Source organism: Bacillus sp. FSL K6-0069, from assembly GCF_038007785.1.
GTDB classification, from domain to species: domain Bacteria; phylum Bacillota; class Bacilli; order Bacillales; family Bacillaceae_G; genus Bacillus_A; species Bacillus_A mobilis.
Genome location: NZ_JBBOXN010000001.1, coordinates 1,803,832 through 1,818,522 on the forward strand (window position 1 = coordinate 1,803,832; position 14,691 = coordinate 1,818,522).

Below are 14,691 nucleotides of genomic sequence, written 5' to 3' on the forward strand. Positions count from 1 at the left end.
AACCTTACTTTTTAAAAGTAAGGTTTTTTACACATACATTCTATTAAACCGATTTTAATAAAGAATAAAAATTCGTATCATATGGGATATCATCTTGATACATATAATTTTTTAGAACGCCTTCTTTTTCAAATCCTAATTTTAATAGCACTTTATTGGAAGCTTCATTTTCAAGAAAGACAATTGCTCCGATCCGTTTTAAATGAAGTGTGTGGAAACCGTATGATATAACTTCAGAAACAGCTTCCGTCGCATATCCTTTTCCCCAGTGTTCAGGGAGAAAGGCATAACTTATATTGGCTCGTTTATGTTCAGAAGACCAATCATGAAACCCAATTGTTCCAACGAGCTCTTTCTTGTCCTTTAATTCAATTCCCCATTTTATTCCGCTTCTTGTATTGTAACTGAGCTTAAAGTTATGAATGACTTGTTTCACTTGAGCAACATCTTGTAATGGTTTTTGGCCATAATAGCGCAGTACGTCAGTATTAGAAAAGCATTGTAGTATACCCGGTGCATCTTCTTCGGTAAGTTCTCGTAAAATGAGCCGGTCGGTTTTCAATATAGGAAACATGCTCTCACTCCATTTCTTCTGAAACTAGAATTTGTTGTTATTATATAATGTAATCTGAAAATAAAGATTATTCAAGAGGGAAGCATGGTTTTGATCTGTGGTAAAATTGATTGTGGAATATATTTCAAAAAGAGGTTTGTATATGGAGAAAAATTCAATTTTAATTGTAGATGATGATCAAGATATTGTTCGATTTGTGAACGTGAATTTAATGCAAGAAGGTTTTAAAGTTTTTAGTGCTCAAAATGGAGAAGAGGCTTTAAAAATAATAAATAATAACAGAATTCAACTTGCTATTTTGGATATTATGATGCCACAAATGGATGGAATAGAATTGTGTAGAAGGATTAGAGAGAAACATAGTTTACCAATTATGTTTTTAAGCGCAAAATCATCGGATGTAGATAAGGTAATAGGATTTAGTACTGGAGCAGATGATTATATTGTGAAGCCCTTCAGTACAATTGAATTTATAGCGAGAGTGAAAGCTCAATTAAGAAGGTATACATATTTTAATCAAAATGCTGTCCAAGAAATAGAAAAGAAAATAAATATTAGAGGTTTAGAAATAGATGAAGTGTCTAGAACAGTAATGTTATATGGAGAAACAATCAATCTTACGAGAACCGAATATGATATTTTATACTTAATGGCCGCTGCAAAAAATCGTGTATTTACTATTGAAGAAATATAGGAAAGCGTTTGGAAAGAAAGGGCCTATGAAAGCAATAATACAGTAATGGTTCATATTGCAAGATTAAGAAATAAAATTGAAGAGAATCCAAAAGAGCCGAAGTTTATTCAAAATGTTTGGGGAGTCGGATATAAAATTGAAGATTAAATCATTACAAGGCATTAGAGCTAAGTTTTTTATCGCATTCATATGTAGCATCTTATTAGCGACTGTAAGTATAATAACGTTTCAAATATTAATTGGAAATATATATGGTCAAGTTACCGAATTAGAGAAAAAATATTCATTTTTATATTTAATAGCTTTTTTAACTTTTACTACAATATACTTTGCATTCATGACAAAAACAATGATGAAAAGGTTATCTGAAATAAATAAGAACGTGAAAGAAATAAGTAATGGTAATTTGGAAATACATATACCTATTTCGAAAAATGACGAGATTGGTGAATTAGCAGCGAATGTTAATAGGATGGCTAAAAGTTTAAAAGAGTCTATCGAAAATGAAAAAAAATCGCAGGAAACGAAAAATGAAATGATTAGTAATATTTCTCATGACTTACGAACACCTGTAACATCTCTAATCGGTTATGCGGACCTGTTAGGAAATCAGCTTCATTCAAATAGAGAAGAATGTGAACAGTATGTAAGCATATTAAAGCGAAAAAGTTATGAATTAAAAAATCAAGTAGATGATTTATTAGAATATTGTCAAATAAATTATAGGGAGATTGAATTACATAAAAGTGTAGTAAATATGAAAGCGTTCATTGAACAAATTATGATTGATTTTGTACCACAACTAGATGATGCCGATATGAGCTTTTGTATTAATAGTGATAGGGAGTTACATGTGGAAATGGATGTAGCGCTTATGGTGAGGATGTTCGAAAATGTAATTAGTAATAGTATTATGTACGGGAAAGACGGAAAACAGATTTTGATTCAAATTTCTAAAAGAGACATGAATGTTGAAATAGAAGTTAAAAATTTTGGACAATGCATTCCGAATGAGAACCTTCCTTACGTTTTTGAGAAGTTTTATCGTGGTGAAAAATCACGTAGCTCTCATACGGGTGGAAAAGGAATGGGACTTGCAATTGCGAGAAGTATAGCAGAGCTTCATAAAGGAGATATCACTGTGCGTAGTAATGAGGAAGAAACAGTTTTCACTATCGCTTTACCGGATTATAAAGAATTGTAAGAAAGTCGTAAGTATTTCTTTAATATGTCGTAATTTTCACTTCGTATCATGTAGAACAAAGATATGAGGGTGGGGGTGCAACATGTGGAAGAAATATGTATTAGTAATTTTAGTTGCGTTTTTAATTATAAGTTGGAGTGTAGTTTATTTAGCCCATGGTGTTATATCAGTCATTGTTTGGTGGGGGTTACAAGCCTTTAGCTTAGTATCAATCTTTATTTTGATAGGATCAGTATTACTATTTTTGTGGAAAGGTATTTTCAGAAAGCGAATAGATAGAACACTAATCTCCATCGTTCTTTTCTCTATAATTGGAGCTTGGCCTTTAGGGTGGTTCGCTAATATAGGGGGACTTGCTTACCCAGCAGATGTACAATCTATGAGTCCTAAAGCAGTCGTTCGATTTCCTTTGGATGAACGAGCATTAGTGGGCTGGGGAGGCGATCGGTTAGAAACGAACTATCATGTTATAAAACCAAATGAACGATGGGCATATGATATTCTTATTCCGCCTGCTGAAGTGAGAAGTAGTAATTTAGGGGATTATGGAATATATGGAGTGAAAGTAATGGCACCAGCTTCTGGAACAGTTGTATCTATCAATAATGATGAAAAAGATGTAGTTCCAGGAGAGGATGATTTTCAGTCAATGGCGGGGAATCATATTTATATACGACTAGATGAATCAGGGACATTTTTGATTCTTGCCCATTTAAAAAAAGGATCAATTAAAGTGAGGGAAGGACAACATGTAAATGAAGGAGAGGTTCTTGCTCAAGTCGGTAACTCCGGAAGTTCAAGTGAGCCGCATTTACATATTCATCATCAAAGGCAGGATCCATCTAAGGTGAGCATGTTTTTTTCGGAAGGATTACCACTTTACTTTCGAACTGAGAAAGGTGCGATAATGCCAGAAAGAGGTACATACATAAGTGGCAATAAAAAAAGGTATTCCAGTTTTATTGGAATACCTTTTTCTATTACCCTATAAACGTCTGATACAGTAAGAAAATATTTAAAATGATAACAAGTGCAGCAATGATCCAAGCGATAAAGGTTGTTATGCGGTGGTTAACGAGCGCACCCATAATTTTTTTATTGCTTGTAAACATAATAAGTGGTACTAATGCAAAAGCAATACCGAATGATAAGACGACTTGGCTCATGACTAGAGCGTAAGTTGGATTTACACCTAAAGCGATAATAACTAATGGTGGAATCATTGTAATAAAGCGGCGTAAGTATAACGGAATATGCATTCGAATGAAACCTTGCATAATAATATCACCTGACATTGTACCGACAGAGGAGCTAGATAGTCCTGCTGATAAGAGTCCGATTCCGAATAAAGCAGCCGATACTGGACCGACTAACGTACTGAACTGATTAAAAGCAACATCAAGGTCTTCAACATGCAAGCCATTTTTAAAGAATAGTGCAGCAGCAACAATTAACATACTCGCATTAATTGCTCCAGCGATAACCATTGCGATAATGATATCAATAAATTCGAAACGGAAAATCTTTTTCTTTTGTTCATCAGTTGTTCCAACCACGCGGCGTTGTGTCAATGCAGAATGTAAATAGATTGCATGTGGCATAACTGTCGCGCCTAATATCCCTGCTGCAAGTAGTATACTGTCTACACCTTGGAATTTCGGAATAAATAGTCCTGCAAGAAGGGGACTTAATTCTGGTTTTGCATAAAAAACTTGAATCCCAAATGCTATTACTACAATAAAAATCATCCCTGTAATAATAGCTTCTAGTGGGCGAAATCCTCTGCGTTGAAACTCAAGAATAATAAATGATCCGACTGCTGTAATTAAAGCAGCTGGTAACATAGGAATTCCAAATAATAAATACAATCCGAGTGCTGCCCCGATAAATTCAGCTAAATCTGTAGCCATAATAACGAGTTCACCTTGTATCCATAAGCCGATAGACACTGGTTTTGGAAAGTGCTCGCGAGCTATTTCAGGTAAATTATTTCCCGTAGCAATTCCTAATTTAGCTGATAAAGTTTGAATTAATACTGCCATTAAGTTAGAAGCGAATATAACCCATAATAGTAAATATCCGTATTGTGAACCAGCAGCGATATTTGTAGCAAAGTTACCAGGATCAATATAAGCTACAGATGCGATAAAAGCGGGCCCTAAAAACGGTAACAGTCTTTTCCAGCCTTTCGTTTCGCCACTTAAAGCTAAGTGTGCGGATTGAACAGTTGTACTTTGAGAAGGGACTTGTTCATCTTTTGATATATCTTTATTCATAGTAGTTTTCCCCTTTGAAATGTTAACTTGATGAAATTATTGTAAGTATTCTTATTGTTTATTTCAATACATTTAAATGTATTAGATGATATTTTTATTGGAACACAAATGTTTCCTTAGTGCAAATTATATGCCTTGCTGCAATGGATGGTGTCGTGTAATAAAAAATTGGGAGTTTATGGTTTGATGACGTGGGGAAACATAATGAATTAAAGGGCTATTTTTGAAATTTATGTGAACAAAAAGCCGATAATACAGCATATTAATTGATGGAATTGCATTTGTATGATATATAATATATTGGGATTACAACATAACCACAGGGTTTTGGTGTGTAATCTTGTTTTTTATTTTTGTTAACTGATAGAAAATAGTATAAAGAGAAGAAAATGGATTCATTTTCTTATTATATATGTTTTGATATGAACGTTAACTTATACATGATTTTAAAAATTAGATAGGTGGTAGAAACACATTGGCAACTACAAAACCATATAGAGTATTACTATATTACATGTACACAACAATTGAAAACCCAGAAGAATTCGCGGCAGAGCATTTAGCATTTTGTAATTCACTTGAATTAAAAGGTAGAATTCTTGTAGCAAAAGAAGGAATTAACGGAACTTGTTCTGGTACTGTAGAGCAAACTGAGAAATACATGGAAGCAATGAACAACGATCCACGTTTTGACGGTATCGTATTTAAAATAGATGAAGAAGAAGGGCATGCATTCAAGAAAATGCACGTACGTCCTCGTCCTGAGTTAGTTACACTTCGTCTAGAAGATGACATTAACCCACACGAAATAACTGGGAAGTATTTAGAGCCAAAAGATTTTTATGAGGCAATGAAACAAGAAGATACAGTTATTATTGATGCACGAAATGATTATGAGTTTGATTTAGGACACTTTAAAGGTGCGATTAAACCTGATATTGAATCATTCCGTGAATTACCAGATTGGATCAGAGAAAACAAAGAAACACTTGAAGGTAAAAAGATTTTAACGTATTGCACAGGCGGAATTCGTTGTGAGAAGTTTTCTGGTTGGTTAGTTCGTGAAGGTTATGAGGATGTAAGTCAGCTTCACGGCGGTATTGTAACTTACGGAAAAGACCCAGAAGTACAAGGTGAGCTTTGGGACGGACAATGTTACGTATTCGATGAGCGTATCGCTGTACCAGTAAACCAAAAAGAACATGTTATCGTTGGTAAAGACCACTTCTCAGGTGAACCTTGTGAGCGCTATGTAAACTGTTCAAATCCAGAATGTAATAAGAAGATTTTATGTTCTGAAGAAAACGAAGCGAAATATTTACGTGCATGTTCTCATGAATGTCGCGTAAGCCCACGTAACCGCTACGTAGTACAACATGAATTAACGGAAGAGCAAGTAGCTGCTGCATTAGAGAAAATCGAAGCAGGGAAGTAAGCGGAATTAGTGTAAAAAAAGTACTCCAAACTAAAATTTGGAGTACTTTTTTTGATGTGTTTTTTGTTAGTTTTTGTCGGTAAGTCGATATATTTGAAAAATCACTGATAAATTTTGAGTTGCGCCGATATATTTGAAAAATCGCTGATATAGTCGAAAAATCGCCGATAAAAATTTCATTTACTGAAGCGCGTATCACGTATTTGTAATTTGAAAATAACCTTCTTTACTTCTTATCATTTTTCTCTTTCACAGCAGAAAGAACAGTTTGTTTTACCCATGCTTTTCTTCGTTTATGTTGTAGGCTCCATTGGTATAAACTTTGCGCACCTAAAATAAGTGAAATGACGATACCGCTAATTGCTATTAAAAGTGCGAAAAATTCCAGTGGTGACGATATTTTGTTTGTATCGGTGTTTCTTAAAAGATCAATCATAGTAAACCCTAACATTTGTCCTACTACAGAGTAGAGCGTTAAGATTAATAGTAAAAGGCTATCTTTTTTAGAAGCGACGTTTTCTTGATACTTAAACAAACTATCAAGGTTTTGTTTTGCATTTGAGTATAGTACTTCAATGTTAAATAGATTTCTTAAGCGGAAGAAAATATCTTCACTCTGTGATTGGGATACTAGCTCTAAAGAAAAGTAATTCGCTGTAAACGAATTGATTGAATAAATTAATTTCTCTATTTCATTGGTATCTTGTTCAATATTTAGTTCAGCATAAGCGTTTGCCATTTTTAATAAAACAACTTTATGAAATAGATTCAATAACAAGGCGTAATAAAACTCCCCGTACATCTGACTAGCAAGTTTAGCGAATTCGTGTTCACCCTCGTTTGTTATACATGTGAAAATATGTTCTTCCATAATAAAGTAGCGATTTGGAGCCCATCTTTGATATGAATGTTTTATTAAATAATCTTGAATATAAGGAATATTATTTGCGCTAATATACGGCTTACCATCGTCTGTTAATCCGGAAAGACTGGAAGCTCGATATACATCAACTACATGAAGGTCCGACTCTTTATTTATGGATAATAAAGTTTGTACATACATTCGTTGATCTTCAAAGAATGGGAATGTTTGAAAGTAAGAGCTCCGCAATCTCTTTTTCTCAAAGAAGTCTGTTAAGCCATGAAATAAATCGCCGAATATGAGCTTCTCTACTTGTGAATATTGTTTGCCATTACATTCAATACAGATAGTTTCAGTTGTATCATTTTTAGTTTCAAGTACACGGAAGCGGGCGGCAAATTCAATTGCTTCTGATAATGTCATGTTTGGAGCGGTTTCTACTTCTGTCCGAATTGTTAAGAAGCCAAGCTCATAGGGACAAAGTGTTACGTCAATAGAATGAATCTTGAATGGAACGGAAATCAAATTTGTTGTTAAATGTCCAGTTAAGTTAAGGTCTTTAGAATAGCGCTGCAATCCTTTTTGATGCTCTGAATGAGGAAAGAGTATTTTATTTGTAAATGAAAGATAGTAGGCTTCCATATTTTGATGTGAAACTTGAAACTTTCCGTAGTATGTATTTTCATTTTCAAGATGATCAAGTCGAAAAGGGCGAAAATCATTTTTCTGTAAGAAAGGGAACATATTTTGTTCATATCCAGTTTTAAAAGAAAAAGGGAATATAAATTGAAATATAGCTGTTGTTACATCTTTTTCCTCGATTGTTTGTATTGCCTCCATTTACTTTGTTTCCTTTCATAGTATGCTATAAAAACAACATGCCCAAATTCATTTGAAAATAACCACTGTTTTATACCGGGTTAAGAATGAAAATTCTGCTTATTTAGTGGGGGACATGTATAATGTTATGTATACGAAATGTTATAAAATTGTATTTTGAAAAGGGGGATGTTGTATGCGTATTTTAGTATTAGGAGCGGGTGGCGTCGGAGGGTTTTTTGGTGGCCGATTAGTCGAAAAAGGGGAAGATGTTACGTTTCTTGTTCGCAGTAAAAGAAAACAGCAATTAGAGGGAACGGGACTTGTTATTCGTAGTGTGAACGGGGATTTTTCCTTTCAACCGAAATTAATAACGAAAGAAGATCGAACTTCTCCGTTTGATGTTATTTTATTTTCAACAAAAGCGTATCACTTAAACGAGGCAATTCAAGATTTGAAGCCGTTTGTAGGTGAAAATACTGTAATTATTCCATTGTTAAATGGCATTGCTCATGTATCATTATTACAAAAAGAATTTGGCGTGGAAAAAGTGATTGGCGGTTTATGCTTTATCGAGACGACGCTAAACGATCAAGGAGAAATTGTACAAACTAGCGCTGCCAACAGACTTGTGTTTGGAGAAATGAAGTTTCAAGATTCAGAGAGAATACAGCATATCGCTAAAGCATTTGCAGGTACGAAATCTAGTTTTGTTTTAAGTGAAAATATTACACAAGATATGTGGCATAAATATTTATTCATCACTGTAATGTCAGGTGTGACAACATTAATGCGTGCACCGATAGGGCCGGTTCGTGAAAGCGAAGGTGGTCGCGATTTTATCCAAAACTTATTTGAAGAATGTGTGCAAATTATGAAATATATAGGGGCACCAGTTAAGGAAGGTATTGCCCAGGAACATATGAAAACAATTGGTAAAATTTCGTATGATATGAAGTCATCGATGCAGCGGGATATGGAAAAAGGTTCTGCAATTGAAGGTGAGCACTTACAGGGGTACTTACTAGATATAGCAAAACAATTTTCTATAGAAGCACCATTATTGAGTGCGGTATATCAAAACTTAAAGGTGTATGAAGAAATGACCTTTAACAAATCAGCAATACAATTGGATGTATGAAAAAATAAAAAAGAAAGCAATATATAAGTGTATTGCTTTCTTTTTTATGACAAATTATTTATCCCGCTTTAATGGGCAGTAAGACCCCCACCTCAAAATTCAGCGAAAGCAAAGAAGTTAGGTGGGGATCAACTGCCCATAAAAGTCCGATTGGTTCAACTAATAATCAGTGGGGGATGAAGAAAACCCCCACTGATTAAAGTTTCACTTTATTTCTTTTCGTTCTATCTGTCAAATTTATTTCCTGTTCACGTTTACCGTATAATTGATTAATTTCATTTGCTAATGCATCTAAATAGGAATCGGAAAAAATAGGCTTCTTTTCTTTAGACATATGGGTCTCCTTTATCGATTTTTTAATATTCATTATGTATATTTACCGGCGGATTATGCGCAATCATTTAAATTTTTTCTTTTTCAAAATTTTTGTTTACATTTTGAAAATAAAGGAGTATTATAATCCACAGTTTCAATTTTCTAAATCGCTGAAACCGCATGGTACGGGGGACCCGTTCTTATGGATTAGTACGTAATCCAATGGGGTGAATCCTTGAAAAAGGTAGGGCTACTCATAGGCCCGAATCCGACAGCTAACCTCGTAAGCGTTATATTGAGAAGGAAGGTGGAGCTTGTGCGACAAAAAATATAATGTCTACAAGTCTATTTCGTTATGGCTTGTAGACATTTTTTGTTTTCTGAAGAAATCGTTTATCCGCTGTAACTAGCAGAAAAGTTCGTACAAAATTATTGGAGAGTGGACAGCAGTGGTTTCATCTATCAAAAAGTTTTTAATTGGAAGGCCGTTAAAATCAACTGAGTTAGGAGAGCAAAAGCTTAATAAAACTAAGGCGCTAGCCATATTATCTTCTGACGCATTGTCATCGGTTGCATACGGACCGGAGCAAATTTTAATTGCATTAGCAGGTCTTGGGGCAATAGCTTATTGGTATTCCATTCCGATAGCTGTTGGGGTATTAGTGTTATTAACTGCTCTTATTTTATCTTATCGACAAATTATTTTCGCTTATCCGCATGGCGGAGGAGCGTATGTTGTATCAAAAGAAAATTTAGGGATGAATCCAGGGTTAATAGCTGGAGGGTCTTTATTAGTCGATTATATTTTAACTGTTGCAGTAAGTGTATCAGCAGGCACAGATGCGCTTACATCAGCTTTTCCTAGTTTACATGCACATAATGTAATCATTGCGATTATATTTGTTATTTTTATTACTATTTTAAATTTAAGAGGGGTAACGGAATCGGCTTCCGTTTTAGCGTATCCTGTTTATTTATTTGTTCTAGCACTATTTATATTAATTGGTGTAGGTATTTATAATATTATAACTGGTCAAGTTTCACCGACATTACACACGCCAATTGGAACACCAGTTGCAGGAATTAGTTTGTTCTTACTGCTACGAGCATTTGCATCAGGTAGTTCGGCTTTAACAGGTGTTGAAGCAATTTCAAATGCAATTCCAAACTTTAAAGATCCTGCCCCAAACAATGCAGCAAAAACATTGCTTGCAATGGGTGCATTACTTGCTGTTTTATTTTCAGGAATTGTTTTCTTAGCTTATTATTATGGAATTTCTCCAAGTAAAGAAGTAACAGTTGTTTCACAAATTGCTGAACAAACTTTTGGGCGTAATTTCATGTACTATTTCATACAGGGTACAACTGCTTTAATATTAATTCTTGCTGCTAACACAGGGTATTCTGCATTTCCGTTATTAGCAGTTAACCTTGCAAAAGACAAATTCATACCGAGAATGTTTACGATTAGAGGAGATCGCCTAGGTTATTCAAACGGTATTATTATACTTGGAATCGCATCGATTATTTTAATTGTAGCTTTCCAAGGGCAAACAGAACATTTAATTCCGTTATATGCAGTAGGTGTATTTATTCCATTTACACTTTCTCAAACTGGTATGGTATTAAAATGGCTTCGTGAAAAGCCTGAAGGATGGGCTTTGAGATTAACGGTCAATTTAATTGGAGCAGTCATTAGTTTTATTGTAATGAGTATGTTCTTTTTAACTAAATTCGCACAAGTTTGGTCAATCCTTATTTTCTTACCTGTCATTATCTTCTTGTTCCACCGAATTAAGAAGCATTATGATGCAGTGGGAGACCAACTAAGTTTAAAAACTTGTGAGCCACTTGTTCCGATTAAGGGAAATGTAATTGTCGTTCCGGTAGCTGGTATGACTCATGTAGTAGAAAATTCATTGAATTATGCTAAGGCTCTTTCTGCCGATCAAGTTATCGCTGTATATGTTGCTTTTGACAGAGAAGAGGAGAAGAAATTCGAAGAGAAATGGAAGAAGTGGCAACCGGAAGTTAGGCTTGTTACCTTGCATTCTCATTATAGAAGTATTATTCAACCGCTAACAAAGTTTATTGATACAGTGCAATATAAAGCGAGTGAATCAAATTACCGAGTTACGGTCGTTATACCACAGTTCATTCCGAAAAAAGGTTGGCATAACATTCTTCATAATCAATCTAGTTTACTCATTCGTGCGTATTTACTCTATAAAAGAAATGTTGTTATTACGACAGTTCCATATCATTTGAAAAAGTAAGAAGATTTTTTAAGGATAGCTTCATGAAAGTGAAGCTATCCTTTTTGTGTATATGCTATGCATAATTGCATATGAGTCTAAAAGATATATTGATATAATTTTTATATCTATGGATAAGTAGGATTTTTTGTTGTGATATATGGATATTTCAATTGAAATAGTGAAGAGGATTATATTTTGAAATAAGGACATGAAAGCTTGAAAATAAAGGGAATGAAAATACTTCTTTACGTTATATAAATAGCTGTGTTTAAATGACCTTACAGTACAAAACTTATATGAAAACAAAACGAAATTTCATATTTACGTACGTTATTTAGTTTAAAATGAATAATATTTTCATGTAATATATTCACTGTGTGAATGTGGAAATAGCTATAAAATAGAAATTTTATACAATGTTATTCATACTAATCACATATGAAATGTTTTATAGCAATAAGTAAGTACTGTAGCAATAAAAGTTGAGAGAGGTGGTTCATACATGGATCGCGGTGAGAACGTTCTCTATTTTAACCATCTCAAATTATGTGCAAGAAAATAGAATAATAAAATGCGATAGTAATAGTTGCTAATACATAGGAGGAGTTAAAGTGAAAAAGACTTTAATTACAGGGTTATTGGTTACAGCAGTATCTACGAGTTGCTTCATTCCTGTAAGCGCTTACGCTAAGGAGGGGCAAACAGGGGTGAAAGCAGTATATGCACAAAATGTAATTGCTCCAAATACATTATCCAATTCAATTAGAATGTTAGGATCACAGTCACCGCTTATACAAGCATACGGATTAGTTATTTTACAACAGCCAGACATTAAGGTGAATGCGATGAGTAGTTTGACGAATCATCAAAAGTTTGCAAAGGCGAATGTACGAGAGTGGATTGATGAATATAATCCGAAGCTAATCGACTTAAATCAAGAGATGATGAGATATAGTACTAGATTTAATAGCTATTATAGTAAGCTCTATGAACTCGCAGGAAACGTAAATGAAGATGAGCAGGCCAAAGCAGATTTTACAAATGCATATGGAAAATTACAACTGCAAGTACAAAGCATTCAAGAGAGTATGGAGCAAGATTTACTAGAGTTAAATCGATTTAAAACGGTATTAGACAAAGATAGCAATAACTTATCGATTAAAGCTGATGAAGCAATAAAAACACTACAAGGATCAAGTGGAGATATTGTGAAGTTAAGAGAAGATATTAAAAGAATTCAAGGGGAAATTCAAGCTGAACTAACTACTATTTTGAATAGACCTCAAGAAATTATTAAAGGTTCTATAAATATCGGTAAACAAGTATTTACAATTACAAATCAAACTGCGCAAACGAAAACAATTGATTTTGTGTCTATCGGTACTTTAAGTAATGAAATTGTAAATGCTGCAGATAGTCAAACGAGGGAAGCAGCTCTTCGCATTCAGCAAAAGCAAAAAGAGCTACTACCACTTATTCAAAAGTTATCACAAACTGAAGCAGAGGCGACACAAATTACATTCGTTGAAGATCAAGTAAGTAGCTTTACAGAACTAATCGATCGTCAAATTACAACTTTAGAAACGTTATTAACAGATTGGAAAGTTCTAAACAATAATATGATCCAAATTCAAAAGAACGTTGAAGAAGGCACATATACAGATAGCAGTTTACTACAAAAACATTTCAACCAAATTAAAAAAGTAAGTGATGAAATGAATAAACAAACGAATCAATTTGAAGATTACGTTACAAACGTTGAAGTACATTAAAAATAAGTAACGATATAGGGAGAGAAGAAAAATGACAAAAAAACCTTATAAAGTAATGGCTCTATCAGCACTTATGGCAGTATTTGCAGCAGGAAACATTATGCCAGCTCATACGTATGCAGCTGAAAGTACAGTGAAACAAGCTCCAGTTCATGCGGTAGCAAAAGCTTATAATGACTATGAGGAATACTCATTAGGACCAGAAGGCCTAAAAGATGCAATGGAAAGAACAGGTTCAAATGCTTTAGTAATGGATCTGTACGCTTTAACAATTATTAAACAAGGTAATGTTAACTTTGGTAATGTATCGTCTGTTGATACGGCTTTAAAAGGGAAAGTGATTCAGCACCAGGATACAGCTAGAGGAAATGCGAAGCAATGGTTAGATGTATTAAAACCACAGCTTATTTCAACGAATCAAAATATTATTAATTACAATACGAAATTCCAAAACTATTATGATACTTTAGTTGCTGCGGTAGACGCAAAAGATAAAGCGACTCTTACGAAAGGGTTAACTAGATTATCAAGTAGTATTAATGAAAATAAAGCGCAAGTAGATCAGTTAGTAGAAGACTTGAAGAAATTCCGAAACAAAATGACGTCCGATACGCAAAACTTCAAGGGTGATGCAAATCAAATTACATCTATATTAGCTAGTCAAGATGCAGGAATCCCGCTTCTGCAAAATCAAATTACAACGTATAATGAAGCGATTAGTAAGTATAATGCAATTATTATTGGTTCATCAGTTGCGACAGCTCTAGGGCCAATTGCCATTATTGGTGGTGCAGTAGTCATTGCTACAGGTGCAGGAACGCCGCTAGGAGTCGCGTTAATTGCAGGTGGTGCAGCAGCAGTAGGTGGTGGTACAGCTGGAATCGTATTAGCGAAGAAAGAGCTTGATAATGCACAAGCTGAAATTCAAAAAATAACAGGACAAGTTACAACTGCTCAATTAGAAGTAGCTGGGTTAACGAACATTAAAACACAAACTGAGTATTTAACAAATACAATTGATACTGCAATTACAGCGTTGCAAAACATTTCAAACCAATGGTACACAATGGGATCAAAATACAATTCTTTACTTCAAAATGTAGATTCAATTAGTCCAAACGACCTTGTTTTCATTAAAGAAGATTTAAACATTGCGAAAGATAGCTGGAAAAACATTAAAGACTATGCAGAAAAGATTTATGCGGAAGATATTAAAGTAGTAGATACGAAAAAAGCTTAATCAAATACGAATCGTTAGAGCATTACGTATTGATGAAAGATTTGAAGCTCCTGTTCAGTTGTGAGCAGGAGCTTTTTATACCCTTATAAAGAAAATAGGTG

The 14,691-nt window shown here is 34.2% G+C and carries 11 protein-coding genes, 1 pseudogene and 1 riboswitch; of the genes and pseudogenes, 8 read left to right on the forward strand and 4 right to left on the reverse strand.

All coding sequences use genetic code 11. The features are described from left to right. Positions 1 to 43 precede the first annotated feature (43 nt). On the reverse strand, positions 44 to 574 hold the full coding sequence (locus MHB74_RS09340; protein ID WP_061676671.1) for a GNAT family N-acetyltransferase: 531 nt from the start codon (positions 572 to 574) through the stop codon (positions 44 to 46). Positions 575 to 716: 142 nt separating this feature from the next. Between MHB74_RS09340 and MHB74_RS09345 the strand changes: the two are divergent. From MHB74_RS09345 to MHB74_RS09355, 3 genes and pseudogenes are all read left to right on the forward strand, one after another. Continuing rightward, positions 717 to 1,415 (forward strand): annotated as a pseudogene (locus MHB74_RS09345) (response regulator transcription factor). Next, positions 1,405 to 2,472, forward strand: a complete 1,068-nt coding sequence (locus MHB74_RS09350; protein WP_061676672.1) for a sensor histidine kinase — start codon at positions 1,405 to 1,407, stop codon at positions 2,470 to 2,472. The pseudogene MHB74_RS09345 and the gene MHB74_RS09350 overlap by 11 nt, the downstream one beginning before the upstream one ends. An 82-nt stretch (positions 2,473 to 2,554) precedes the next feature. Then, complete coding sequence (locus tag MHB74_RS09355; protein WP_061676673.1) at positions 2,555 to 3,463, forward strand: M23 family metallopeptidase; 909 nt, start codon at positions 2,555 to 2,557, stop codon at positions 3,461 to 3,463. Here MHB74_RS09355 and MHB74_RS09360 read toward each other — a convergent pair. Next, complete coding sequence (locus tag MHB74_RS09360; protein WP_061676674.1) at positions 3,453 to 4,748, reverse strand: Nramp family divalent metal transporter; 1,296 nt, start codon at positions 4,746 to 4,748, stop codon at positions 3,453 to 3,455. The genes MHB74_RS09355 and MHB74_RS09360 overlap by 11 nt on opposite strands. A 475-nt stretch (positions 4,749 to 5,223) precedes the next feature. Between MHB74_RS09360 and trhO the strand changes: the two genes are divergently transcribed. Beyond that, positions 5,224 to 6,183, forward strand: a complete 960-nt coding sequence (trhO, locus tag MHB74_RS09365) for an oxygen-dependent tRNA uridine(34) hydroxylase TrhO (RefSeq protein WP_061676675.1) — start codon at positions 5,224 to 5,226, stop codon at positions 6,181 to 6,183. A 226-nt stretch (positions 6,184 to 6,409) separates the two neighbouring features. Here trhO and MHB74_RS09370 read toward each other — a convergent pair whose 3' ends face one another. Then, a complete protein-coding gene (locus MHB74_RS09370; protein WP_061676676.1) occupies positions 6,410 to 7,885 on the reverse strand; it encodes a hypothetical protein in 1,476 nt (491 codons plus the stop codon). Positions 7,886 to 8,060: 175 nt separating this feature from the next. Here MHB74_RS09370 and panE point away from each other — a divergent pair, with 175 nt between their 5' ends. Beyond that, entirely contained in the window at positions 8,061 to 9,005 is a 945-nt protein-coding gene (gene panE / locus MHB74_RS09375) for a 2-dehydropantoate 2-reductase (RefSeq protein WP_061676677.1), read from the forward strand. 196 nt (positions 9,006 to 9,201) lie between these two features. On the opposite strand, the gene MHB74_RS09380 is transcribed toward panE, so the two are convergent. Further along, entirely contained in the window at positions 9,202 to 9,339 is a 138-nt protein-coding gene (locus tag MHB74_RS09380) for a hypothetical protein (RefSeq protein ID WP_061680200.1), read from the reverse strand. Positions 9,340 to 9,478: 139 nt separating this feature from the next. Further along, a riboswitch (cyclic di-AMP (ydaO/yuaA leader) is annotated at positions 9,479 to 9,625 on the forward strand. 144 nt (positions 9,626 to 9,769) lie between these two features. Between MHB74_RS09380 and MHB74_RS09385 the strand changes: the two genes are divergently transcribed. The 3 genes from MHB74_RS09385 (at position 9,770) to nheB (ending at position 14,590) form a co-directional block, all read left to right on the forward strand. Further along, positions 9,770 to 11,596 (forward strand): APC family permease, encoded by a 1,827-nt coding sequence (locus MHB74_RS09385; protein WP_061680201.1) that lies wholly within the window; start codon positions 9,770 to 9,772, stop codon positions 11,594 to 11,596. 593 nt (positions 11,597 to 12,189) lie between these two features. Next, positions 12,190 to 13,350, forward strand: a complete 1,161-nt coding sequence (gene nheA / locus MHB74_RS09390; RefSeq protein WP_061680202.1) for a non-hemolytic enterotoxin NHE subunit A — start codon at positions 12,190 to 12,192, stop codon at positions 13,348 to 13,350. 31 nt (positions 13,351 to 13,381) lie between these two features. Continuing rightward, on the forward strand, positions 13,382 to 14,590 hold the full coding sequence (gene nheB, locus MHB74_RS09395) for a non-hemolytic enterotoxin NHE subunit B (protein ID WP_061680203.1): 1,209 nt from the start codon (positions 13,382 to 13,384) through the stop codon (positions 14,588 to 14,590). Positions 14,591 to 14,691 lie beyond the last annotated feature (101 nt).

What these genes read in the sequence shown, in the direction of transcription:
- panE (WP_061676677.1), top strand. Translation starts at nt 8,061, where the DNA reads ATGCGTATTTTAGTATTAGGAGCGGGTGGCGTCGGAGGGTTTTTTGGT.
- MHB74_RS09370 (WP_061676676.1), bottom strand. Translation starts at nt 7,885, where the DNA reads ATGGAGGCAATACAAACAATCGAGGAAAAAGATGTAACAACAGCTATA.
- MHB74_RS09355 (WP_061676673.1), top strand. Translation starts at nt 2,555, where the DNA reads ATGTGGAAGAAATATGTATTAGTAATTTTAGTTGCGTTTTTAATTATA.
- MHB74_RS09380 (WP_061680200.1), bottom strand. Translation starts at nt 9,339, where the DNA reads ATGTCTAAAGAAAAGAAGCCTATTTTTTCCGATTCCTATTTAGATGCA.
- MHB74_RS09340 (WP_061676671.1), bottom strand. Translation starts at nt 574, where the DNA reads ATGTTTCCTATATTGAAAACCGACCGGCTCATTTTACGAGAACTTACC.
- MHB74_RS09360 (WP_061676674.1), bottom strand. Translation starts at nt 4,748, where the DNA reads ATGAATAAAGATATATCAAAAGATGAACAAGTCCCTTCTCAAAGTACA.
- nheB (WP_061680203.1), top strand. Translation starts at nt 13,382, where the DNA reads ATGACAAAAAAACCTTATAAAGTAATGGCTCTATCAGCACTTATGGCA.